Genomic DNA, 24,604 nt, shown 5'->3' on the forward strand with positions numbered 1-24,604 from the left:
TGCGGTGCAGCGAGGAGGAGACGTTGACGACGCGTCCGCCGGGCTTTTCCCCGAGTTCTCGGCTTCGCTCGGACAGGGGAGACCCCATCGTCAGGGCCGGCTCCAGGAGGCGGGTCAGCAGGTAATGGGCGAGGAAGTTGACCTGGAAGGCGATCTCGTTGCCGTCGGCCGTGAGGGTGTGGCGCTCCGGTGCGGCGGTGGCGGCGTTGTTGACCAGGACGTCCAGGTGGGGGTGTTCGACGATGACGCGCCGCGCCATCGTCTCGACCTCCTCCAGGTGCGTGAAGTCAGCGGAGAACGTGTGCAGTTGTGCGGCGTCGATGCCTGCGGTGGCGACGAGCGCATCCGTTGCCGCCTGGGCTTCCTCGGCGGTGCGGCCGTGCACGAGGACGGTGGCGCCGCGTTCGGCGAGCTGGCGGGCGGTCTCGTAGCCGATGCCGGAGGTGGCGCCGGTCACCAGGACGGTACGGGAGGAAAGGTCGAAGACGGACATGATCCATTTCAGGGGAGGGAGGAAAAGGGCTGAGTGCGCCGTACGGGCTGCTCAGGGCTATGGCGTACGGGCGCACAAAGAGCGGGGCGCCTGGTCAGGTCAGGGCGCCCCGTCCGAATGCGGGAGAGGTCTCAGCGCGAGGCGGAGTTCTCCGTGCAGCGCGGCGCACGACACCGGGCCGCCGGATGAGGCGGACGGTCGAGGAGGAGCCAGGCGCTGTTCACAGTCCCCATCAAATTCCGCCCCGCATCCGCCTTCAAGAGGTCCGCACCGCTTTTGACGTACCCCTGATGAACCCGATGGCCCGATCCATGCCCGATCTATGCCCGAACCATGCCCGATCCACGGATGCCTCCCTGTCCCGGCCGTGTGCTCAGTTCGCGGGCGTGCGCCGGTCGCGGAACCGGACCGCAACCGTCACGGCGGTCCCGGCGAGGAGCGGCAGAAGCATCGCGGCGAACAGCCAACCGGGTACCTCCTGATCGGCTGTGGAGCGCCACAGCACCCCGCAGCCGATCAGGAGCGAGACCCCCGTGCAGGCGTTGAGCACCAGCAACGCCCGGGCCATACGGAGTGCCGAGGCACGGGTGCGGGGCCGGTTGAGCGAGGAGCCGCCCAACCCGTTGGCGAACGACGCCGCTTCCTTCGGCAGCTCGGCCTGTGGAGTCACCCGCAGCGTCAGCTCGGCGCAGGCGGTCAGCAGCACCGTCGCCCCGATGTACACGAACACGAGCACGAACGCGCTACCGATCGACCGCGCTGTCCAGGCGTCCACCCCCTCGACGCCGATGTGCTCAGGTATCCGGCTCGGCAGGTGCGGATAGCGAAGGATGCCCCACAGGGTCAGCGCGGCGAGCAACGCGGCGTTGGGAAGCAGCCACGGTCGGACGGGAGATGAGAAGACCATGGGGCCAATTGTCCGGTGAGGAGGGGGACTTGTCGGGTGGTGCCACGCGTACGGGTCGCGTCAAGGTGTGACTGGCCGGTGGTGAGGGGTGCCGAGGTGCCCGGGGGAATTCAGCGACGGTTCGGCTGGGGCGGTGCTCCGTTCGCTGCCCGCTAGCGGTGGACGAGCGCGACGGCCATGGCGCCTTCGCCGACCCCCGAGGCCATGCGTTTGATCGAGTGGGCGCGGACGTCGCCGGCGCGAAGCGCTGAACGGCGGGTCACAGCGTCGGCACGATGGCGTCACGGCGCGGGTGCCGGCCGGGCGCGGCACTGCCTGCATCGGCCCGAAGGGTCGATGCACCCCTCACCGGGGTTCTTTGAGAGCTCATGCGGTCGAAGAGGTTGCTGCACTTTTCTGCTGTGCCGCGAATCCGAGTCCGCCTTTTGGATGCGGTCGGGCCTCTGCTGCTGATCCAGCGCAACGCGCCTCGGCAGAATGGTGATCGCGGGCTTCTTCGGCCTGCTCCTGGTCGGTGGTGCCGCGTCGCCCGCCCTGGCCGGGAGGAGTGGCCGTTCGACACGTCGAACGCGGCGTCCGGCGACACCTGGAACAATTTCCGGGCCGGATTCCGGTGCGAGGGCCCGGCACCCCGTTTCTGGGTCAATGGGCCCGTGAACAGCGGAAACTCCCGCAATTCGCAGAACGTCCAGCTGCCGGCGAAGGCCACCGACGGCGGCAGCCCCCGAACAACAGCGGTTCCAGCAACTCCGGCAACACCGGGTCGGGTTCTTCGTCGGGCAGTTCCAACAAATCGGGCTGACTCTGCCCGTCATTCAAGTACGGCGGCGCCGCCCGTCCACCGACGTGGGTATCCGCACACGCCTCAGGCCCCGGGAAATCCGGGGCCTGAGGCGTTTTCCGGACGCTGCCGGGCCAGGTCCAGGGTCAGGGGAGGAGGGGCTTGAGCAGCTCGGAGATGTTGTTCTTGCTGCCCGACTCGGAACCGCCGGCGGAGCTGAGGCTGTTGGTGGAGCCAGCCGCGGTTTCGATGTTGCCGCTGTTCACCGGGCTTCCGTGGTTGAGGAAATTGTTGCTCTTCATGCTGTTGCCGCTCTTGACCGGCCCGCCGGTGCAAGGATGCGGCGACTTGATCTTGGGCGACTTGTAATCGAAGTCGGGTAGGCGGTTGTTGCACAGCACGCCGGACAGCATTGCCGTGAGGGAGCCGAGATTAGAACCCATCGCGGCGTTGAGCAGGGATCCTCCCGGGTTGGTCGGTGGGGTCTGGGCCTGCGTGATTCCGGTGCCGAACAGCACCAGACCGCACGCCCCGGCGAGGGTTCCCGCCTGCACCAGTCCCGCCTGCACTAGTCTTTTCACGACGCTCCTTGCCAGATCGGCCTGTTGATCGAGACGTATCTTTCTGCGGCCGTCCGCGCAGACTGCCGACAACCCGCAGGGAGCCAGCGCTCGCGGGCCATATTCAGTCGCTTGGCCCAACCGCCCGCGCGAATGGGCAGGACCGGCCGGGGACGATAGATGTAGGGGACGACCCCACCCGGGTTGGGGCCGGACAGGCGCCGACCGGCGTACGACGCCGCGCCGATGGCCGATGAACGAGAAGGGCGCAGTGCTGTGCCGTGAGCGCCTCCACCACTCGGCGCTGACGGCCGACGAGCGAGCTACGGTCCTGGAGCTGACGAACAGCGAGAAGTACGCCGAGCTGCCGCCCGAGCAGGCCGGCTGGTCGGCTGGCCTGCTGCCCTGTTCCCTGCTGCGCGTCGAGGTCGAAGCCACCGGGGGTATCCACCAGCGGATGATCGCCGTCTGTCGCGAGTCCGACCGGACCCGCGGTCGCGGACTGATGGGCAGGCTCATCACCCCACGAGCAGCACGAGTTTGCCGCGCACAGTCCCGGCTTCGCCGACGCGGTGCGCTTGGGCCACCTCGGCCAAGGGGAAGGTCTGGCCGACCTTGATGGAGAATCGCCCGGTTTCGGCCATTCGAGCAACCTGGGCCAGCGCGTAGGTGGCACGGCCGGTACCGCCGTGACTGAAGCGGACGCCGGTCTGCTGCGCGCCGAGGAGGTCGGCGACCGTCATCACGTGCTCGGGCGCGCCGGCGAGCTCCACGAGTTCGGGAAGCACCCCGCTGCCGGCCACGTCCAGTGCGAAATCGACACCCGACGGCATGATGGCCCGGACCCGTTCGGACATCCCGTCGCCGTATGCCACCGGCTCGGCACCGAGCGAGCGGAGGGTGTCGTGCGTGCCTGGACTACCCGTGCCGATCACGCGTGCGCCACGCTCCACGGCAAGTTGGACAACGGCACTCCCAACGCTGCCGGATGCCCCGTTGATGAGCACGGTGCTGCCCGCTGTAGCGCCGAGCTGGTCGAGTGACCTTGCTGCGGTCTCGGCTGCCGCGGGGATCGCTGCAGACCTCGCATAGTCGAGCGAGTTCGGGATCGGGGCCCAGTATGACAGCACGGTCAGCTCCGCTTGGGCGGCTCCGTAGGGTGAGGCTCCGAAGACACGGTCGCCAACCGCGACGCCGGAGACATCGTCGCCGATCTCGTCCACGATGCCCGCAGCTTCGTAGCCCAGGGTCTGTGGCAGTTCCTGGTCCAACAGGCCCTGACGCTTCTTCCAGTCGCTGGCGTTGATCCCAGCGGCACGGACCTTGATGCGGATCTCTCCAGCGCAGGGATGGGGATCGGGGAGATCGACGATCTCAAGGACCTCCGGGCCGCCAAACCGGCTGAACCGTGCTGCCTTTACGACGCACTCCTTCCAGGGAAGAAGTGGCGGATCGTCCGATACCGCGTGTGCGCGCGCTCCCTGTCCGGCTGTCCGCTCGGCACCCGAAGCGCGTTTCTACTCCGATGCATCGATCCTACGTCATGGCCGTCCGCACTTGGCGAGTGCCTCCGGGACCACCTCGACTCATGATCCAGCCTGCTCCTGTGCCTGCGGCACAGCGGGAGCGCGGCTGTGGAGAACCCACGAGATCCGATGGCGTTCGACGCCGGCCGCGCCCGGAAGCCGGTACAACCCGACCGCACGCCCTCGGTGTAAGACAAGCGCCTGGAAGGGTTCTTGGCGGGGAGCATTGCATCGGCGTTCGTCATATGCCTTCCCAACCCCATGAAAGAGAAAAGGGAAGGAAAAAACAAGGGGGGTGCAGCCAGTGCCCGGCGCGCTTTCCACCGGGCTGGTCCCACCCTTCGAACGCGCGCCGTCCTGACGGCCGCGTTCGCCCCGCCCAACCGCCACCCCCGACCGCATCCCCCCTGGTCACGGAAGCGAACCCACGGCCGGCTTCACCCCACACACCACTTGCGCCATCCCGCGCCATCCCGCCGACAAGAGCGAGCGATCCCTACCCTCACCACCTCACACCAACACACTTGAAATCTTTGGGACATTCAGGGCGCCGGTGCCACCAACTGCGCGCCACACAACGACTTTCGGCCGTTGACGCCCGATGCGGCAGCCGCATAACTTCCTGCCCCAAGTCGGCCCGCCGAACAGAGGTTCCACCGGAATTGTCGCTGGACTCTCCAAGATCGGCAGTCCGGCGTTGCAGGCTCCTTACCCCCCACACCCATGGAGCCGCCCGAACACCACGACCGCCCCGGCGGCCGAAGGGCACGGGCTGCTGCCTACGCAAGGAGACTCCGTTGCGGACCTCGCCTCGATCCCGACCGTGCCGCTCCGGCGCACCCGCTGCCGCACCCCGCCCTCTGACGACAGGCACACCTGGCGCCGTCCCGGGCACCTGTCGCCCCGCGCGATAGCCACGCGCCCTTCGACCCACCACTCCGCGCCGTGCCACCTGCCGCCGACCGGGCACACTTGTTGAACTTCCTTGCCTCACAGGGGCGTTGAAAAACAGCTCCGTAGGCCACTGGTCAGCGGGCTCGCCGGGTCCACCTCGGCCACCACAGCACGGCACGCGTCGCAACGGTTCCGTACGAGCACCGGCCTGCGCTGCTCCGTATGCCCGCGCCCGGCACCACCGGATCCCAGGCGCACCCCGCCTCCCCCTCCAAGCTCCGCCGGCCGGCTCCGGTCGGCGGCCCCTGACCCGCACCGGGTCACAGAACCTCCGTCCGTCCCTAGGAGACCCCCCACATGACCACCTCGCACAAGAAGAAGACGAACACCAGAGCCCGCGCTGTCATCGCCGCGGCCACCGCCGGCGCCATCGCCGCCCTGTCCGCCGGCATCGCCTCGGCCTCGGGCACCTTCGACACCCACGCCGACGCGCACCACCACTTCGCGCTCGGCGCCCAGCTGCCGTCCGGTGGCAAGGTGAGCACGCTCTCCTCGCACGCCTCGGTCGTCTCCCGCCTCGCGGCCCTCTCACCCCACGAGAGCGGCGCGCCCCAGGACGTGCCGGACAGCGTAGACCTGAGCCAGTACGCGATCGCGCCGGGCAACCAGGGCAGGGTGGGCTCCTGCGTCTCCTGGGCCATCGACTACTCCGGCTACAGCATCCAGGAGAAGCAGCAGGGCATATCCGGCGGTCCGCAGGCACCCATGTACACGTACGCCCAGATATCCAAGGGCAACGACCAGGGCAGCACCCCGGACGACACGTTCAGCATCGCGGAGTCGCAGGGCGTCGACTCGAAGTCGGACTACACCCAGGGGGACTTCGACTTCACCACCCAGCCGACCGACGCCGAGCGCCAGAACGCCGCGCACTGGAAGCTGTCGGGCCACACCAAGCTGCACACCGGCAACCAGATCCAGGCCGACGTGAAGCAGGCCCTCGCCGACGGCGAACCGGTCGCCATCTCCCTCCCGGTTCACCAGAGTTTCCAGGACATCTCCCAGCAGACGGCGGCCGACTACTCCTACCGGCCCGGCGGCGCCGAGGACCCGGTTCTCGGCGGCCACGAGATCACCATCGTCGGATACAACAACCAGGGCGTCCGCGTCGAGAATTCCTGGGGCGGCAACTGGGGCGACGGCGGCTACGTCAACCTGTCATGGGACTTCCTGTCCAGCCAGGTCCAGGAGGCCAACGCCATCGGCAAACTCGCCAAGTAGGCCCGGCAGTTCCCGCCCGACGCCCGTGCGCACACGACCCATTCCTCTCGACATGTCACGTACGGGCGCGCCGGTCGGGGTCGGGCGGCACGGGCGCGATTCCCCGGACACCCGACCAGTGACAGTACGTCAGCTGACAAGTGTCCTCACACGCCATGCCGGCTCCCGTAGCCGGCCCCGCCGTGCGGGGGAGGTGGGCGCCGCCGACGTTCAGCGGCTCCCCCGCAACGAGCCGGCCGTGGAGCCTGACCACTGGGACGTGTGGCGCGCGCTGCGCGACGTCATCCGATGCGTCCGGAAGACGCCGGCGCCTCGGTCCCCAGCTCAAGGTCAGGGCCCGTGGCGTGACGGCTACGGGCCCTGATCCGTTCTACTGGGAGCGGTTCACCACGTGTCCAACGACTTCCGGTGCGGGGGCTTTGCCGGCGATGGAAGCGATCGGCTCGTGCCGGTCACAGGCGGTTCCGGCATCGGCCAGCCATCGGATTGGAGGGGCTGCGGTAGTCGATCAGCAACCGGTCAGCAGCCGGTCAACAGTCGATCAACAACGTGCGGCGGTTGCTTGTGCTCCTGGGGTTCGTGTCCGGCCGGCTGGGACAACGGCGGCATGGGCGAGTTGAAGGGGAGGGCTCATGAACTGCACCCGGTGCGGCGCGGCGGTGATTCAGGCGCCGGACGGCAGCTGGTCGTGCAACTGCGGAGCGTCGGGCATCCAGTGACTGTGAACGCATACGAGGCTGCGAACTCGTACTACACGACCGATGACTGCACCGGGTGCGGGACCGAGGTGCACGGCATCTACGGGCGGTGGACATGTGCGTCGTGCGGGGCGTGCTCGCCCTACCAAGAGCCACCAGAAGGCTGGACCACCGAGATCACGCCCGAAGAACTGCGGGCACGAACCATCGCCTACGACAGACCGTGCCCCTGGTGCTCGTCGTCGGCGCGCTGTACGTCATCGCGTTGACAGTGGAGGATCGGGTTGACAGTGGAGGATCGGGCGCGCCGACCGGTCCGCAGGCCGGGCAGGCGACGAAGGGCCTGCGTTGCTCACGGGACACGTCCGTCATCGCCCGCCCCCACGATGTGGTAGCTCGGGTCGTGTCAACGGCTTCAGCGCCGTCGGCGAAAGTGTTGGTGACCATCGAGGGCTGGGCGAGTTCCGGGCTCGCTTCGCTCGTACCGACCGTAGATTCCGCACCGTTGGCACACGGGCCGTGTCGTAGGTGTCAAGGACACGCTCGACTCTCTCCCCGCTTCACCGGGTCGCCCGTGCGGTGTGGCTCCGGGCTCGCCGTGGCTGGGGTATGGGAGGCTTCGTGATCTCGTCCAGTCAATATGGGAGACCGGACATGTGACGTGGGAGGCAGCCGGTGGAGGAAAAGTTCCTGTCGTCTTTGGTCGCTGATCGGGTGCCTGTGACGATCTATCTCACGAACGGCAGCAAACTGCAGGGGCTGATCGTGGGCGTCGACACCGCAACGATCCTGCTCCGCGATCATCTGTCCCAGCTGGTCTACAAGAATGCGATCTCCACCATTGTGCCGTCGCGGCCGGTTGAGGGCGACATCGAGTAGATACCTCGTCCGCGATCCCGGTTTCTGTGCCTTCTCGGCCGCGAGACGTACCCCCAGCCTTTGTACGCTGCGGCGATGGCCGAAAGAGCGGGTGGAACTTCCGTCTGGCCCCGCAGTGTTGACAGCATCCGGCACCGGCCGCGGTCCCTTCCCCCGTGGGACAGCAGCCGGGGCCGACCCGTACCCTCCGGGCGCCGGGCGCAGAGTGTGACAGCCCCCGCCCGGCGCTCCGTCCTCTGCTTCGAACGGATCCGCCCGAACCGTCGATCCTGTGACCTACGCGTTCGTCACCGGTCCCAGTCCTACGCCTCGTCCTCTTTCGATCCGGCGTCGCGGTCGTCATCGCTGAGCAGATCGCTCACCTCGTCCTCGGCGGGCCTCGGTAGCTACTCACGGGGGAAGCCGGAGTCGATCAGAACTCTCGCGGTGCGTACTTTCGGTCCCGGGCGATGACACCCGGGACCGTGGCAGGGCTTGGGCTCCCCACTCCGCCCAGATGCCTCGCCTCGGCTACTCGATTTCGACGCGGCTGCTGTGCGCGGTGCCGGGTCCGGTGCCGGTGCCGTTGTTGTCCGCGGTGTTGGTGGAGCCGTCGGGGGTGCCGAGGTTGCGGCGGACCGAGTCGAGGATGGTGATGCCCTGGCCGACGAGGCCGGCGGCGATCTCGCCGAGGCCGTCGGTGCCGTTGAGGACGTTGACGTTGGCGCCCGCGAGGCCGGCGGAGGCTTCCTTGACGATCTGCGGGAGCTGGTCGATGAGCATCCGGTCGAGCGCGACCCGGTCGTGCGAGGCGGCGGCCTCGGCCTGGATCTTCATGCGTTCGGCCTCGGCCAGGGCCAGCAGCCGGATGCGTTCGGCCTCCGCCTCGGCGGGCTTGACGACCTCGGCGACCAGTTCCTGTTGGCGCAGCTTGGCGGCGCGCTCGGCGAGTTCGGTCTGCGCGTCCATCACCTCCTGCCGGGCGTGGGCCTGGGCGAGCGGGCCGGCCTGGGCGGCACGGGCCTGGGCGCGGTCCACCTCGGCGCTGTAGTCGGCCTGGACCACGGCGGTCTGCCGCTGGTACTCGGCCTGGTTGCGTGCCGCCTCCTGCTGGGCTTCTACCGATGCCTGGGTGGCCTGGGCCTGGGCGATCTGGGCCTGCTGCTGGATGGCGGCCTTGTGCGGGGCGGACATCGCCTCGATGTAACCGGTGTCGCCGTCGTCGATCGACTGGATCTGGAGCGAGTCGACGATCAGGCCGATCTTGGCCATCTCGGTCTTGGAGGTCTCCAGGACCTCGGTGGCCAGCTTCTGCCGCTCGGTGACGATCTCCTCGACCGTCATCGAGCCGATGATGGACCGCAGATGACCGGCGAAGATCCGGCCGGTCAGTATTGCCATCTGGTCCTGGTCGGACAGGAACCGCTGACCGGCGTTGACGATGCTCTCGGTGTCGTTGGCGACCTTGAAGGCGATCACGGAGCGGACGGTGAGGGTGATGCCCTGCCGGGTGACGCACTTTTCGGCGACCTCGGCCTCACACATGGCCAGGGTGAGGTAGCGGACTTTGCGGAAGACCGGCAGTACGAACGTGCCGTGGCCGGTGACCACGCGGAACGGCGCGCCGCCCTGGCCACGCTTACCTCCAGAGATCAGCATGGCCTGGTCAGGGGCGGGAACGCGGTAACCCAACAATGTTTGTCATCTCCTTAATCGGCGTCGCCGGCATCGCCGGGTGACGCGTCCAACGGCTCGGCCCACTTCATGACGTCGACCTGGCGCTCGCCACGGGACTCGCTCACGAGCACGGTCGTTCCTGCCGGAAGGGGCTCGGCGGACCAGGCGAGAAACGTCTCGGAGCCGCCCCGGATCCGCACCAGAACCTCACCGGGGCCGGCAGCCCCGCGAGTGCCGATCAGCAGCACTCCGGTACAGCCGATCACGGCGTCGTCCCGGACCATTCACCGCCGCCTTCTCAGGCGGAGAGTTCGTCACGGCGAGAGGACGGCCCCAGCCGGCCCGCGTGCCGCCCCACAGTCAGCAGTGCGGTTTGCAGCAGCACCAACGTGATGAGTGGGCGGACATCGGAGTCCGGATCCATGAAGGTCAGGACGCTCACCGCAATGGTTGCGACGGACACGGCTGCGAGGGCGCCCCTTGCGATGAGGTTCTTGTGCGCGTGCTTCATGACGTCACTCCTGCTCACGCGAACGGATTGCAAACTACCGTCCGGTATGGCGGTATCGACGCGACCTTGAGGAAGGTCCACCACGGCACACGCTCCCAGGTGTGCAGCCGCCGAGCCTCGCAGCCGGTGAGGTAGACCAGCAGCCGGTCGGCGAAAGAGGCGACCTCCTGAGCAGGAGCGGTGGTCTTCAGCAGGGTCCGCACCGCGCGCAGGAGGGCATCGGATGCCAGACGGGCGCCGGAGCCGATGCCGGGGGCCGAACGTGTGCGTGCTGCTTCGGCGCGCACCCTCGGTGTGAGACGCATGTCCGTAGGGCGGTTCAGGGGAGCTGCGGGCTCCATTACAGGGAGTTCTGACGCAGCGTCCCAACGATTCGGGACCGGACTGCGCTCACCGCGCGGAAGGAGTTCGTGTCAGATCCAGCTGGTCTGAAGGGCCACTTCCGTCGAACTTCCCTTCAAGCAGCAGGTGGCCAGCGTTCTTGAACTGATACGTCCCTGAGAATACCTGACGCCCCTTACCTTCCCAATGTTCCCAAATTTTCAGCTTCTTGGATGCGGGGTCAACCTCAAAGTGATGTTGTGCCTGCTGGTCGCCGAATCGGAAAACGACCATGTAGGCGCGGTTGCGTTCGAAGTACACCTTGTCAAGCGGTCGATGCATCCCGGGGGAGTGATACTGGCCCGCTGTGACGCTCCAAGCCCCGTCGAGGGGAGTCGGATAGACGTTGTTCTCGTTGGCGATCCAGTAGGTTCCGGCTCCTGTTGCGAGGAGGAGTGCTGTCAGGGCGGCGATCTTGGTCAGTCGACGGTTTCGCGGTGTATGCGGTCGCGCCTCTGCCTGCTCCGTCCAGAAGAGTCGCAGGAGGTCCTTGCGATGCTGCGCGACGATGACTCCAAGGGATGCTGCCGTTAGCAACGCGGCGAATGTCCCCTGGAAATCGACCCCGTAGATGATGTCGATCAGCAGGATCACGGTCATCATGCCCAGGCCGATACAGGAGGCCAGCAGGGTTGTCCGCCGCCAGCAGAGCAGCAGCGCGAGAACGATCTGGCCAACGGCGACGAGCGTGCCGAAGACGGGTGAGAAGCCGAAGTAGTGCCAGGTCAGCCAGAACCCGGACACCTTCGCCATGGGCTTGTCCAGCTCTGAGTCGAGCACGGTGAACTGAGCACCGTTGATCTTGGCGAACCCGTAGAAAAGGAGCACCACGGCGGAGAAGTAGCGGCACAGTCGGTACACAGCAAGACCCCGGTCATCTCCACAGCCGGCCCGCTCCGCGGCGGGCAGACGTGGGAAGCCGCAGTGCTCGCCGAGGATGACAGAGACGACGAAGCCGACGGGGATGGTGACCAGACGGGCAGGTTCGGTATCTCCGGCTTCTTTGCGCCGGTTGCCGTGAGGGCACGAGATTCCTTGTCTCCTTGGGTCGAGGTCCCCCGGCAGGAGGCGCCGGGGGACCTCGACACGGCACTGATCCCGGGAAAGCGGTGGCCGTGGAGGCGGGCCGCCCCGCCTCAGCCCTTGCTGACCGCCGCCAGGATCTCCGGCAGCCGTCCGGCCGCCCGGGGGGCCGCCAGGCGCAGGCCCAGGGCCGCGACGCCGAGACCGTAAACGGCGCCTGCCGGCAGCACGATCCACAACAAGCCGTGCAGGTCTGCCATATGGAGCACGATGGTCAGTGCCAGCAGCGGGGCGATCAGTGCGCCGGCGGCCAGCACTCCGATGAGGAAGCTGGACCAGACGAGCGAGCCCTGGCCGGCCGCGATGTTCTTGTTGCCCTCCGAAGGGATCGAATACGGGGACAGCACCGAGGCCATCGCGCCCGTGGCCACCAGTGCGCCGAACAGGGCCAGCGAGAGCCCGTATACCTCCGGGAAGGCCGACCACGGACCCATGAAGGCCGCGGCGGCGACGGTGACCAGCGTGACGTACGGGACGGCCACCAGGGCCACGGCCAGCGCACGCGCCTTCAGCTCCTCGTAGGCGTCGCGCGCGGTGGCGATCGTCGAGGCCACCATCCAGAACGCCGAGTTGTCCTGCCCGAACTGGTTGGACATCTGCGAACCGAGCATCCCGGCCGCCCACAAGACGGTGTAGATGCTGCGGTTGCCCTGCACGGACCAGAGGACCGGCATCAACAAGCCGAAGCCGAGCGACGTAGTCCAGGACATCTTCGCCTTCGGGTCGCGCCAGGCGTAGCGCAGCGTACGCAGCATGACCGTGCCCGTGCGCCCTTGCGGCAGTAGCCGTGCGAGCCCTCGTCCCCCGGCGTCGGCCCGGCGTGCGCCGTCCTTCTCGACGGCCTGGAGGGTGGAGGAGTCCGGGGCGGTCATCAGGGTGGTCAGGGTGCGCTGCCACCACCACAGGACCAGTGCCAATGCCAGCGCCGTCAGCGCCAGGCCGGCCGCCGCGCGCCCGTAGGCGCCGTGCCCGGCGTCGTCCACCGCGCTGATCGCGGAGGCCGGCGGTACCCAGCGCAGCGCACTGCCCAGCGACTCCAGGACAGGCAGGTTTTCGGGGTGGCCCAGCCGTTGCACGGCGAGGTTGAAGCCCTGGGCTCCGAGGGCGATGAACAGGCCGCCGAGCACGGCGAGATCGCGGCCCCGGCGACTGGTCAGCAGCCGCACCGAGGCGGTGGCGACCGACCGCGCCAGGGTGACGCACACCAGCACCACCAGGACGACGGCCGCGACGCCGACGACAGCTGCGACCGCCCCGCTGGCGACCGAGATCACCGCGCCGGTCGCCACGGCGAGTGTGACGACCGGGCCGATCCCGATCAGCGACACCACCAGCAGCGCACGGATCAGCGGGCGCGGCCGCAGCGGCAGCATCACCAACCGGGTCGGGTCGAGGGTCTCGTCGCCGGTGGGGAAGAAGAGCGGCATCACCGCCCAGCCCAGGGTGAGGATGCCGATGAGAAGGGCGGCGAGCGCGCCGGCGTGCGGTGTGCCGCGCAGCGCTATCAGGCCGAGGACGGCCAGGCCCGCGACGACCAGGCCCATGAACGCGGAGGCGATGTACCCCACCGTGCGCCCCGGTGACTGGCGCACGCCGTTGCGCAGCAGCGTCAGCTTGAGCCGGATGAAGACGGCGGTCGGCGACGCGGGGGCGGGGGCGGCTGTGGCGCTCATCGGGCGCCGCCGCCCAGCCAGTCCAGGTTCTTCCCGGCGCCGCGGTGCGCGCCGACCAGTTCCAGGAAGGCGTTCTGCAACGAGGGTGCATCGCCGCGCACTTCGGCGATCGGGCCCTGGGCCCGGATGCGCCCGGCGGCCATCACCGCGACCCAGTCACACAGGGACTCGACCAGCTCCATCACATGGCTGGAGAAGATCACCGTCGCCCCGGAGGAGGTGTAGCGCTCCAGGACGCCGCGGATGGTCTGCGCGGAGACCGGGTCGACCCCCTCGAACGGCTCGTCCAGGAAGAGGATCTCGGGGTTGTGCAGCAGGGCCGCGGCCAGCCCGATCTTCTTGCGCATACCCGTGGAGTAGTCCACGACGAGCTTGTGCTGCGAGCCGGACAGGTCCAGGACGTCCAGCAGCTGGTCGGCCCGCTTGTCCACCTCGTCCCCCGACAAGCCGCGCAACCTGCCTATATAGCCGAGGAGTTCACGCCCGGACAGCCGCTCGAAGAGGCGCAGGCCCTCGGGCAGCACGCCGATACGCGACTTCACGGCCACCGGGTCGCGCCAGACGTCGTGCCCACCGATCTCGACCAGCCCGGCATCCGGCCGCAGCAGACCGGTCACCATGGACAGCGTGGTGGTCTTGCCCGCACCGTTGGGGCCGACCAGGCCGATGAAGTGGCCCGCGGGCAGCGTCAGATCGATGCCATGGACGGCGATCTGCTCCCCGAACCTCTTCCACAGGCCCTCGATACGGACCGCGGGCGGGCCGCCCACGGCGCCTCCCGGGGCTATGTCCGACCCGTCCTGTTCTTGCGTCTTTTCCTGGGTTTTCATTTCGCCGGTCACGGCTTGCCTTTCCATTCCCCGTAGGGGGCCTGGTCATGACCCCCGTTCGGCGTCCCACCATACGAGTCGCCGCCAGCAGGACAACGGGCGGGCGTTCGAAGACCGCCATGGCCGCGAATTCCCCGAGACCACCAGACGTGAAACGCAGAAGATCCGAGATTCCCGCGGAGCCCCGGCCGCACCGCTTGCACGGCGTCAGTCATCTGACATGGGCGCAACGCTGTGCGGCAACTGTTCATGATCGCGGTGGCCGTAGCCATGCCCGAACCGCGCCCCGCAATACCTGCCGGTAGCAAATGCCGAATCGGGTGTTGTGCCACTGCATTGATTACCGAGCGTGGGTGGGTGATACGGCTACGTAATGCATACGCTCCAGCCCTACTCCCAGGAAAGCCAAGGTGGTTGACAGGGTGTCATTGCCCTACGGGCCACAAGTACGGTAAAGATTCTCTACCCAGGGCATAGATGTGCGCTTCTCCATCCCCATTGCATTCACCTGCGAGGGCGCCCGTGGCATGCCCTGCGTTTCCCCCACACGAAAGAGTTGAGATATGCGCTCCCCTCGACTCTCCATACCGAGGAGAGCCCTGGCGGCAGCCGCGGTCGCCGCCGGGTACCGCCAAGTGCTGATCACGGGGCGAAGCGCCACGAAGGAGGGCGGCTGCCCATGAAACACGCACGGAGAAAACAACGCAGCCCGATACGGGCGCGGGTCGCCGGTACTACGGGGGCACTGGCCGTCTTCCTGACCGCCGGGATCGGGTCGGCCGCCGCGGCCGGGAAGGCCACCGTGGCGCCCACGGCCAAGGCGGCGCCGGAGGGCAGGGCAGCGCACGAAGACCAGGCGTCACCCAAGGCCAAGGCGACGCACGAAGGCAAGGCGTCTCCCCATATCAAGACGGGGCCGGAGGACAGGGCGAACGCCCCTGGGCAGCTGACGCTTCCCGCCCCGACCGGGCACTACCGGGTCGGGACGGTCGACCTCCACCTGGTCGACCCGCACCGCACGGATCCGTGGCTGCCGGGCAGTCGGCCGCGCGAGCTGATGGTTTCGCTGTGGTACCCGGCCACGCACACCGCTCGCCACCCCGCCGCGCCCTGGATGCAGTCCGCGGCCGCCGCACACCTCCTGGCCGCCATGCAGGTGCCGCCGAACACGGTGGCCCTGCCCACCACCGCCGGGCACACCGGCGCCCCGGTTGATCACAAGGCCGGCAAGTTGCCGGTACTGCTGTACTCGCCCGGGCGGGGCTCGGACCGCGCGACGGGCACCGCGCTCGCCGAGGATCTGGCCAGCCGCGGCTACCTGGTCGTCACCCTCGACGACACCCACGAGTCCTCCGAAGTACAGTTCCCCGGCGGGCGGGTGGAGACGAGCACGATGCCGCCAGGCACCCCCGCGACCAAGGTGTTCGCAGTCCGGGTCGCCGACACCCGCTTCGTCATCGACCAATTGGCCGCCATCGACCACGGCCACAACCCGACCGTGGAACACACGCCTCTTCCCCACGGGCTGGCCCACGCGATAGACATGAACCGCATCGGAATGTTCGGCGCTTCCCTCGGCGGAGGAACGGTGCCGGCGGCCATGCAGGCGGACTCCAGAATCCGCGCCGGTGCGGACCTCGACGGACAATTCTTCGGACCGGAGAGGACCCGGAACCTCAACCGCCCCTTCCTGCTGTTCAGTTCCCAGCACCACAACCGCAACGACGACGGGAGCTGGGCGACCTTCTGGAAACAACTGCACGGCGATCGGTACGACCTGAAGCTGCGCGGCGCCGAGCACCTCTCCTTCCTGGACTGGGAGGCTCTCTTCCACGAGGCGCCCACCGCCTTCCACCAGACTCCCGCCTCACTCGTCCAAGCACTCGGCCCTATCGCCCCCGACCGCGCCATCGAGATCCAACGCGTCTACCTCGCGGCCTTCTTCGACAAGGAACTGCGCCACCGGCACAGCCACCTCCTCGACGGCCCCTCCCACCACTATCCGGAGGTCGCCTTCGTACGCTGAATCAGGCAGGCGGTGAGCCGTTCCCGAACTGCCTGCCCAACCGGCGAGTTGGTGAGCGGGGGCGGGCAGTGACGGGTGAGGGGTGCAGCAAGTGGTAAACCGACCCCGCCGCAGTTCCGAAGTTCCGACTGCTGGCGGCCCTGTCCACGCACGGCGCGGCCAAGCTCGTCCAGGTCGCCGAGTGGCTGGGCGCCAACCCGTCCACCGCTGATCGAGGCCGTGATCGCGTTCGCCGAAACCGGAGGGGAACCGCCCCCCGGCGCCGGCCCTGATCTTGCACCCGCTGGGACGGCCGGACCCAGCCGGCCCCTCAGCATCCTGATGTCGAAGCGACCCGGAAAACGCCTCGGACGTCCATGTGTCCAGCGCAACGATGACGAAGCCACCTCTGGTGACGGTGGACGTAGGGCGGCTTGAGTTATGAAGCCGCACCGATGCCGACACCACGGCGGAGACTTGTTACAGCGACGTGTTGCCGTCCATGGGCGTGCAGATTCGGACGGCAGCACGGCGGAGGGCGCACATGGACATGGCTGGGCGGCACGCTCCAGCGCGTCGCCACCCGTCTGAGCGTGCCCACGGCCGGAACCGGCGCACCATGGAAGGGCACACGCACAACACGGGGTTCGACCTGGCAGGAGTCCGTCGGTGGGACGTGGAAGGTTGCGGATCTTCCTTGGGGCCGCCCCAGGGGTCGGGAAGACGTACGCCATGCTCGCGGAGGGGCAGCGGCTGCGTTCGCTGGGTGCGGATGTGGTGGTGGGCTTCGTCGAGCCGCACGGGAGGCGGCCGACGGCGGCCATGGCCGAGGGCCTGGAGACGATCCCCCGGCGCACGCTCACCCACCGCGAAGCGACCTTCACCGAGATGGACCTCGACGCGGTGCTTGCTCGCCGGCCGCAGGTCGCGCTCGTCGACGAGCTGGCCCATGCCAACGTTCCCGGGACCCGCAACGCGAAGCGGTGGCAGGACGTGGAGGAGCTCCTGGACGCCGGTATCGACGTCGTGACCACGCTCAATGTCCAGCACCTGGAGTCCCTGAACGACGTGGTGCGGCAGATCACGGGGGTCCGGCAGCGGGAGACCCTGCCCGACGAGGTGGCGCGCCGGGCCGACCAGATCGAACTGGTCGACCTGCCACCGGAGGTGCTGCGCCGGCGGATGGTGCACGGCGACATCTATCCGCCGGACCGCATCGAGTCCGCCCTCACCCACTACTTCCGCGTCGGCAATCTCACGGCGCTGCGCGAAATCGCCCTGCTGTGGCTGGCCGACCGGGTGGAGGAGGGGCTACAGCGGTATCGCGCCGAGCATGGGATCGTAGCCCCGTGGGAGACCCGGGAGCGCATCCTGGTCGGCCTCAGCGGCGGCCCGGAGGGCGAGACGCTGATCCGGCGTGCCGCGCGGATCAGCGCCCGTACGCCGGGAACCGAGCTGCTGGCCCTCCATGTGGTCCAGGAGGACGGGCTCACCCGCGTCGACCCGGCCGTGCTGGACGCCCAGCGCACGCTGCTGGAATCGCTCGGCGGCAGCTACCACCAGACCACCGGCGAGGACCCGGTCGGGGCCCTGCTGCAGTTCGCCGAGGCGGAGAACGTCACCCAGATCGTGCTGGGTGCGAGCCGACACGGCCGCCTGGCCACGCTGCTCAGAGCGGGGGTGGGAGAGCGGACCATCAACCGGTCCGGCCCCATCGACGTGCACATCGTCACCCATGAGGAGGCCGCCGGGAACGCCGCGCTGCGGCTTCCGCGTCCGGGCCACGGCATGGGCCTGCGGCGCTACGGCACCGCGCTGGCGGGTGCGGCGGTCCTGCTGCCCGCGCTGACGCTCCTGCTCACCGCGGTACGCGGCCAGCTGGGGCTCGCCGGCGACCTGGTGATCTATCTGCTGGTGATCGTGGTGGTGGCCTTGGTCGGCGGGGTCTACCCCGCGCTGCTCGCCGCCGTCGCCGCGGCACTGCTCGCCGACTATTACTTCACCGCGCCGCTGCACTCCCTCGACATCGAGCGCCCCGACGAGATCGCCACCCTCGTCGTCTTCATCGCCACGGCGGTGCTGGTCGGCACCGCGGCGGGAGCTGCCGCGCGGCACATGCAGCGAGCCGTGCGGGCGACGTCGGAGGCGCGGACGCTGAGCCGGCTGGCCGCCGCCATGATGCGCGGCCAGGATCTGGCGGCTTTGGTGGAGCTGATCCGGGAGAACTTCGGCCTGAGTGCCGTCAGCCTGCTCGAACGGGACCCACGGGCCTCTCCGGTACCGCGCTGGTACGTGGTCGCCAGCGCCGGCGAGCGTCCGCCGGAGAAGCCGTACGAGGCCGATGTGGAGAGCCCGGTCGACGACGATCTCACACTGGCCGCCCGGGGGCCGGCACTGAGCACGGAGGAACGGCGGGTGCTTGCCGCGTGTGCCGCCGAGCTGGGGCTGGCCCATGCCCGGGGCCGCATCACCGGCCCCGGCGGGCCCGATGACCTGCTCGCCGACGCCGAACGCACCCGGGCGTCGCTGCTGCTCGCCGCGGGCCGCGATCTGCGCGCGCCGCTGCGCACCGCCGAGAAGGCGCTGGTGCGGCTGCGCCGCGGCGCTGGCAAGCGGACGCCGGACGAGAAGCGGCTGCTGGACACCGCACGCGCGTCCGTGCGCCGCGCGACGCAGCTGGTCGCCGATCTTGACGATCTGAGTCGGCTGCACGCGGGGGCGCTGGACCTCTACCTCCGTCCGGTCGATCTGGACGAGGCACTGGGGGCGGCGCTGGACGACCTCGGGCCCGGTGGGCACTCCATCGTGCTGCAACTGCCGGAATACCTGCCCGACGTGATCGCCGACGCCGCGCTCCTCACTCGCGCCCTGACCGCCCTGGGGGCCGACGCGCTGCGTCACAGTCCGCCGGACCGACCGCCCGTCATCACTGCGGAGGCGGCGAACGGCCGGGTGGCGATCCGGGTGGCGGACGGCGCCGCCGCCGACGCGGCCACGACAGCCGGCGCCACCGGCGCCCGCGCCGGCAGCCTGGCATTGCGGCTCTCGCGCGACCTGGCCGAGGCCATGGACGGGTGCCTGGAGACGACGGGCAAGGGGGTGCCGTTCACGGTGACGCTGATTCTCCCCGGCTCCTCGCCCGGCGGTGCACCGGCAGCCGGCCGCGAGCAGTGAAGCCCTCGTAGCGCCGTCACTCCATCGCCCAGCGGCGCAACAGGCAGCCCTGCCTCTTGGCTGATATAGCGTCAGAAATGTTCGATCCCCATCCAACCGGGCGTGGTGGACGTTCCCGCCCTTGATGACTCTGCGGGGGTGCCGCACGCATGTCGGACGTTGTCTACGTCGGCCTCACGATCGTGGTGTTCGCGCTCGTCGGTCTGGTCGCCAAGGGGGTCAGACGCCTGTGAGCGTGGAGAACATCGTCGGGCTGGTCGTCGCCGCCGGTCTCGTGGGCCATCTCGTCCTCTGCCTGGTCTTCCCCGAGAAGTTCCAGGAAGCAGCCGGATGAACGACACCCTCGCCGGCTGGCTCCAGATGAGCGTCCTGGTGGCGGCACTGGGACTTTCGTTCCGTCCCCTGGGCGACTACATGGCGCGCGTCCTGACCGGTGATCACCACTGGCGGATCGAGCGCCTGGTCTACCGCGCGGGCGGGGTGAACGGGGACGCCGACCAGCGGTGGCCGGTCTACCTCCGCAGTGTCCTGGCCTTCGCCGCGGTGTCGGTGCTGTTCCTGTACGCGTTCCTGCGGTTGCAGAACCACCTTCTGCTCTCCCTGGGCACCAGGCCGATCCCGGCGGATCTCGCGTTCAACACCGCGGCGTCCTTCGTCACCAACACCAACTGGCAGGTGTACTCCGGCGAGTCGGCGATGGGTCACCTGGTGCAGATGGCGGGCCTGGCGGTGCAGAACTTCGTCTCCGCGGCCGTGGGCATCGCCGTCGTGACCGCGCTGATCCGCGGCTTCACCCGGAAGAAGACCGAATGCGTCGGGAACTTCTGGGTGGACCTGACCCGGATCGTACTGCGCGTGCTGCTGCCCCTCGCCTTCGTCTTCGCGATCGTCCTGGTGGCCGCCGGCGTCATCCAGAACCTCCACGGCGCCCACGACATCACCACCCTCGCCGGCGGCCACCAGACGCTGACCGGCGGACCGGTCGCCTCCCAAGAGGCCATCAAGGAACTGGGCACCAACGGCGGCGGCTTCTACAACGCGAACTCCGCGCACCCCTTCGAGAACCCCAACGCCCTCACCAACCTGATCGAGATCTACCTGCTGCTGGTGATCTCGTTCTCACTGCCGCGGACCTTCGGCGCGATGGTCGGCGACCACCGCCAGGGGTACGCGATCGTGGCCGTGATGGCGCTGATCTGGGCCGCCTCGGTCGCCATCGTCACCGCCAACGAGCTGCACCGCGTGGGCAGTTCGGCAGGACAGGCGGCCGGCGCGATGATGGAGGGCAAGGAGACCCGGTTCGGGATCTGGTCCTCGGCGCTATTCGCGGCGGCCACCACCCTCACCTCGTGCGGAGCGGTCAACTCCGCCCACGACTCGTACACTCCGGGCGGCGGCGGAATGACCATCGTCAACATGATGCTGGGGGAGATCGCACCGGGCGGCACCGGTTCCGGCCTCTACGGGATGCTGATCCTGGCGATCGTCGCGGTTTTCGTCGCCGGGCTGATGGTGGGCCGCACCCCGGAGTACCTGGGCAAGAAACTGCGCGGCCGGGAGATGAAGTTCGCCTCGCTCTACATCCTGACCACCCCCGCCCTCGTCCTGATCGGCGCCGGGCTGGCCATGGCATCCCCCGGCGAGCGGGCAGCCATGCTCAACCCCGGCGCACACGGTTTCTCCGAGGTCCTGTACGCGCTGGCGTCGACCGCCAACAACAACGGCTCCGCGTTCGCCGGTCTGAGCGCCGACACCGTCTGGTACAACACCGCCCTCGGTGTCGTCATGCTCCTGGGCCGGTTCCTGCCGATGGTGTTCGTCCTGGCGCTGGCCGGCTCCCTCGCCGGGCAGCAGCCGGTCCCGGTCACCGCCGGCACCCTGCCCACCCACCGGCCGCAGTTCGTCGGCCTGCTGACCGGCGTGATCCTGATCGTCGTCGGTCTGACGTACTTCCCCGCGCTGGCGCTGGGGCCGCTCGCGGAGGGGCTGCGCTGATGTCCACGACCGCCGCGCCGTCCCCCCTCCCGCCGGGCGCCGGCCACCGGCCGCACCGGGTCTCGGGCGGGCTGCTGGATCCCAAGCAGCTGGTGAGGTCCCTCCCCGACGCCCTGCGCAAGCTGAATCCGCGCACGATGGTCCACAACCCGGTCATGTTCGTCGTGGAGGTCGGGGCGGTCCTGACCACGCTGTCGGCTCTCAGGACGCCCAGCGTCTTCGCCTGGATCATCACCGCATGGCTGTGGCTGACAGCCGTCTTCGCCAACCTGGCGGAAGCGGTGGCGGAAGGCCGCGGCAAGGCCCAGGCGGAGACCCTGCGCCGCACCAAGACCACGGTGACGGCCCGGCGCCTCGTCGGCTGGCAACCAGGCACGACCGACGCCGTGGAGGAGGAAGTACCGGGGGTCGACCTGCGGCTCGGAGACCACGTGGTCGTCGAGGCCGGACAGACCGTCCCGGGCGACGGCGACGTCGTCGAAGGCATCGCGAGCGTCGACGAATCGGCCATCACGGGCGAGTCGGCACCGGTGATCCGCGAGTCCGGCGGCGACCGTTCGGCGGTCACGGGCGGCACGAAGGTGCTCTCGGACCGGATCGTCGTCAAGATCACCTCGAAGCCGGGAGAGACCTTCATCGACCGGATGATCGCCCTCGTCGAAGGGGCCGCCCGGCAGAAGACGCCGAACGAGATCGCGCTCAACATCCTGCTCGCCTCGCTCACCATCATCTTCCTGACGGCGGTGGTGACCCTGCAGCCCTTCGCCGTCTTCGCGGGCGCCGAGCAGCCTCTTGTCGTCCTCGTCGCCCTCGTCGTGGCCCTCATCCCCACCACGATCGGCGCCCTGCTCTCCGCGATCGGCATCGCCGGCATGGACCGGCTCGTCCAGCGCAACGTCCTGGCGATGTCCGGACGGGCCGTCGAAGCAGCCGGGGACGTCAACACCCTGCTGCTCGACAAGACCGGCACCATCACCCTGGGCAACCGCCAGGCCGCCGAATTCCTGCCGGTGCACGGGGTCGGCGTCGAGGAACTCGCCGACGCCGCCCAGCTGTCCTCCATCGCCGACGAGACCCCCGAGGGCCGTTCGATCGTCGTCCTCGCCAAGCAGCAGTACGCACTGCGCGGCCGGAGCGAGGGCGAACTGGACGGAGCCACGTTCGTCCCGTTCACCGCCCAGAGCCGGATGAGCGGCGTCGACCTCCACGCCCCCGGGGAACACCGCTCGCTGCGCAAGGGAGCGGCGACCGCGGTGATGCGCTGGGTCCGCGAGAACGGCGGGCATCCCACCGAGGACATCGGGCACGTCGTCGACGGCATCTCCGCCAGCGGCGGAACCCCGCTGGTCGTCGGCCGGATCACCCGGCACGGCGGTACGCCCGACGCCCGCGTGCTCGGCGTCATCCACCTCAAGGACATCGTCAAGAAAGGCATGCGCGAACGCTTCGACGAACTGCGGCGGATGGGCATCAGAACCATCATGATCACCGGCGACAACCCGCTCACCGCCCGCGCCATCGCCCAGGAGGCGGGCGTGGACGACTTCCTCGCCGAGGCCGCGCCCGAGGACAAGATGGCGCTGATCCGCCGCGAGCAGGAGGGCGGCAAGCTCGTCGCGATGACCGGCGACGGAACCAACGACGCCCCGGCCCTCGCCCAGGCGGACGTCGGCGTCGCCATGAACACCGGAACCTCCGCCGCCAAAGAGGCCGGGAACATGGTCGACCTCGACTCCAACCCGACCAAGCTCATCGAGATCGTCGAGATCGGCAAGCAACTCCTCATCACCCGAGGGGCGTTGACGACCTTCTCCATCGCCAACGACGTCGCCAAGTACTTCGCGATCATCCCCGCGATGTTCGCCGGGGTCTATCCGGGCCTGGATCGGCTCAACATCATGCGCCTGCACAGCCCGACATCGGCGATCGCCTCCGCGATCGTCTTCAACGCACTGATCATCGTGGCGTTGATCCCGCTCGCCCTGCGCGGGGTGCGCTACCGCCCGTCCTCCGCCGCCGGACTCCTCAGCCGCAACATCTGGCTCTACGGACTCGGCGGCCTCGTCCTGCCCTTCCTCGGCATCAAACTCCTCGACCTGGTCATCCAGTTCCTCCCCGGCCTGCGCTGACCTGCGGACGAGGAGGACCCACCGGCGCCCCACGACAGGAGAAGGCAACCATGGCGCACCCCACCCTCCCTGCCGCGCTACGCCACCACCTGGCAGCCCTGCGTATGCTGCTCGTCTTCACCGTCCTCACCGGCATCGCCTATCCGCTGCTGGTCACCGGCATCGCCCGGGCCGGATTCCCCGACCAGACCGACGGCTCGACGCTGACGGCGCACGGCCGACCGGTCGCCTCCCGCTTGATCGGCCAGAACTTCACCCTGCCGAAGCAGAACCCCCACGACCCGAACGAGGCCCCGCGACCCGACCCGGCCTGGTTCCAGCCCCGCCCCTCCGCCGGGGGCTACGACCCCACCCACTCCGGCGCCTCCAACCTCGGCCCGACCAACCCCGAGCTCACCGCGACCGTACGGGCCCGCCGCGCCGCCGTCGCCGCCCTCGACGGCGTCCGGCCGGCCTCGGTCCCCGCGGACGCCGTCACCGCCAGTGGCTCGGGCCTCGACCCGGCGATCTCCCCGGCCTTCGCGTACCAGCAGGTCAACCGCGTCGCCAAGGCCCGCCACCTGGCCCCCGCCCAGGTCAGGCAGCTGGTCGCCCACCACATCCACGGGCGCGTCCTGGGCTTTTTGGGCCAGCCCTATGCCAACGTCGTCGAGCTGAACCACGCCCTGGCCGGGCCGGGGCAACCGGCCGCCCCCGGCCTCAGGCCCGTGCGGGGCTGACGGTCTCGAAGGATCAGGACCGAGCGGAAATGACCGCGCCCATAAGGCTCGTGACCGCTGAGTTCGTACCGCACCCCGCACCGGGATCCGTCCGAGGGAAGTCCTCTTCCGAGAGCCCGCACCCGGCTGGATCCTGCGCGCCGCGACCGGGGCACCCACCCCCGGCAGAACGCCTTCAGCCGCCTCTCCAGCCCTTACGAACGCCGCGCCGTCGTGATCGATGCCTTCTGACGCCATCGGCCGCGCCCTGACCACCGCCGCACCCGACGACGATGGCGAGCCGAACCCCAACGTGACCCTCTCGGGAATCTTGGGCGGTTCGAGGCCAACTGCCAAGGGTTTGAAAGGACTTCGACCGGGGGATGCCGTGCTGGTCCGGGAAAGTCTGGAGGCGGTTGGTGGTCGTGGTGAGGGCGGTTCCTCGGTCGG

19 protein-coding genes are annotated in these 24,604 nt (G+C 69.0%); 8 read left to right on the forward strand and 11 right to left on the reverse strand.

Translation table 11 applies throughout. The features are described 5' to 3' along the window. The 4 genes from RZ84_RS42005 to RZ84_RS31100 all read right to left on the reverse strand — a co-directional run. Positions 1–493: SDR family NAD(P)-dependent oxidoreductase (locus tag RZ84_RS42005; RefSeq protein ID WP_241777949.1), on the reverse strand; the 493-nt coding region annotated here is incomplete at its 3' end. Positions 494–866: 373 nt separating this feature from the next. Further along, on the reverse strand, positions 867–1,400 hold the full coding sequence (locus tag RZ84_RS31090) for a DUF1648 domain-containing protein (RefSeq protein WP_043267671.1): 534 nt from the start codon (positions 1,398–1,400) through the stop codon (positions 867–869). A 927-nt stretch (positions 1,401–2,327) separates the two neighbouring features. Next, a complete protein-coding gene (locus RZ84_RS31095; RefSeq protein ID WP_043271377.1) occupies positions 2,328–2,735 on the reverse strand; it encodes a hypothetical protein in 408 nt (135 codons plus the stop codon). Positions 2,736–3,259: 524 nt separating this feature from the next. Further along, the gene (locus RZ84_RS31100) at positions 3,260–4,114 is read right to left on the reverse strand and encodes an NADP-dependent oxidoreductase (protein WP_043267673.1); all 855 of its coding nucleotides are present in this window, start codon (positions 4,112–4,114) and stop codon (positions 3,260–3,262) included. 1,404 nt (positions 4,115–5,518) lie between these two features. Between RZ84_RS31100 and RZ84_RS31105 the strand changes: the two genes are divergently transcribed. Both RZ84_RS31105 and hfq read left to right on the forward strand, forming a co-directional pair. Continuing rightward, complete coding sequence (locus RZ84_RS31105) at positions 5,519–6,442, forward strand: C1 family peptidase (RefSeq protein WP_043267675.1); 924 nt, start codon at positions 5,519–5,521, stop codon at positions 6,440–6,442. A 1,373-nt stretch (positions 6,443–7,815) separates the two neighbouring features. After that, on the forward strand, positions 7,816–8,019 hold the full coding sequence (gene hfq / locus RZ84_RS31110) for an RNA chaperone Hfq (protein ID WP_198540081.1): 204 nt from the start codon (positions 7,816–7,818) through the stop codon (positions 8,017–8,019). A gap of 510 nt (positions 8,020–8,529) precedes the next feature. Here hfq and RZ84_RS31115 read toward each other — a convergent pair. The 7 genes from RZ84_RS31115 to RZ84_RS31145 all read right to left on the reverse strand — a co-directional run bounded on the left by RZ84_RS31115 (position 8,530) and on the right by RZ84_RS31145 (position 14,153). Next, positions 8,530–9,693, reverse strand: coding sequence for an SPFH domain-containing protein (locus RZ84_RS31115; RefSeq protein ID WP_043267677.1), 1,164 nt, complete (start codon positions 9,691–9,693; stop codon positions 8,530–8,532). 14 nt (positions 9,694–9,707) lie between these two features. Beyond that, positions 9,708–9,959: a hypothetical protein gene (locus RZ84_RS31120; protein WP_043267679.1), complete on the reverse strand. Its 252-nt coding sequence runs from the start codon at positions 9,957–9,959 to the stop codon at positions 9,708–9,710. 14 nt (positions 9,960–9,973) lie between these two features. Then, positions 9,974–10,186 carry a hypothetical protein gene (locus RZ84_RS31125; protein ID WP_043267681.1) on the reverse strand — a complete coding sequence of 71 codons (213 nt, stop codon included), beginning with the start codon at positions 10,184–10,186 and terminating at the stop codon, positions 9,974–9,976. Positions 10,187–10,200: 14 nt separating this feature from the next. Continuing rightward, positions 10,201–10,491: a hypothetical protein gene (locus tag RZ84_RS31130; protein WP_157878968.1), complete on the reverse strand. Its 291-nt coding sequence runs from the start codon at positions 10,489–10,491 to the stop codon at positions 10,201–10,203. A gap of 85 nt (positions 10,492–10,576) precedes the next feature. Continuing rightward, positions 10,577–11,398, reverse strand: coding sequence for a hypothetical protein (locus RZ84_RS31135; RefSeq protein WP_198540082.1), 822 nt, complete (start codon positions 11,396–11,398; stop codon positions 10,577–10,579). Between the two features lie 305 nt (positions 11,399–11,703). Continuing rightward, complete coding sequence (locus RZ84_RS31140; protein WP_043267687.1) at positions 11,704–13,323, reverse strand: hypothetical protein; 1,620 nt, start codon at positions 13,321–13,323, stop codon at positions 11,704–11,706. Continuing rightward, complete coding sequence (locus RZ84_RS31145; RefSeq protein WP_043271378.1) at positions 13,320–14,153, reverse strand: ABC transporter ATP-binding protein; 834 nt, start codon at positions 14,151–14,153, stop codon at positions 13,320–13,322. Before RZ84_RS31145 ends, RZ84_RS31140 begins: the two co-directional genes overlap by 4 nt. A 679-nt stretch (positions 14,154–14,832) precedes the next feature. Here RZ84_RS31145 and RZ84_RS31150 point away from each other — a divergent pair. The 6 genes from RZ84_RS31150 to kdpC all read left to right on the forward strand — a co-directional run bounded on the left by RZ84_RS31150 (position 14,833) and on the right by kdpC (position 24,175). Then, positions 14,833–16,179 (forward strand): alpha/beta hydrolase family protein, encoded by a 1,347-nt coding sequence (locus tag RZ84_RS31150; RefSeq protein ID WP_043267689.1) that lies wholly within the window; start codon positions 14,833–14,835, stop codon positions 16,177–16,179. Between the two features lie 648 nt (positions 16,180–16,827). Next, positions 16,828–19,332, forward strand: a complete 2,505-nt coding sequence (locus RZ84_RS31155; RefSeq protein ID WP_043267691.1) for a sensor histidine kinase — start codon at positions 16,828–16,830, stop codon at positions 19,330–19,332. A gap of 229 nt (positions 19,333–19,561) precedes the next feature. Beyond that, a complete protein-coding gene (locus RZ84_RS37420) occupies positions 19,562–19,666 on the forward strand; it encodes a potassium-transporting ATPase subunit F (protein WP_107068200.1) in 105 nt (34 codons plus the stop codon). Next, complete coding sequence (gene kdpA / locus RZ84_RS31165) at positions 19,663–21,327, forward strand: potassium-transporting ATPase subunit KdpA (protein ID WP_043267695.1); 1,665 nt, start codon at positions 19,663–19,665, stop codon at positions 21,325–21,327. The genes RZ84_RS37420 and kdpA overlap by 4 nt, the downstream gene beginning before the upstream one ends. Beyond that, entirely contained in the window at positions 21,327–23,456 is a 2,130-nt protein-coding gene (gene kdpB, locus RZ84_RS31170) for a potassium-transporting ATPase subunit KdpB (protein WP_043267697.1), read from the forward strand. Before kdpA ends, kdpB begins: the two co-directional genes overlap by 1 nt. A 50-nt stretch (positions 23,457–23,506) precedes the next feature. Further along, entirely contained in the window at positions 23,507–24,175 is a 669-nt protein-coding gene (gene kdpC / locus RZ84_RS31175) for a potassium-transporting ATPase subunit KdpC (RefSeq protein WP_052230280.1), read from the forward strand. The last annotated feature ends 429 nt before the right edge of the window (positions 24,176–24,604 follow it).

This window comes from Streptomyces sp. CT34 (assembly GCF_000805335.1).
Classification (GTDB): domain Bacteria; phylum Actinomycetota; class Actinomycetes; order Streptomycetales; family Streptomycetaceae; genus Streptomyces.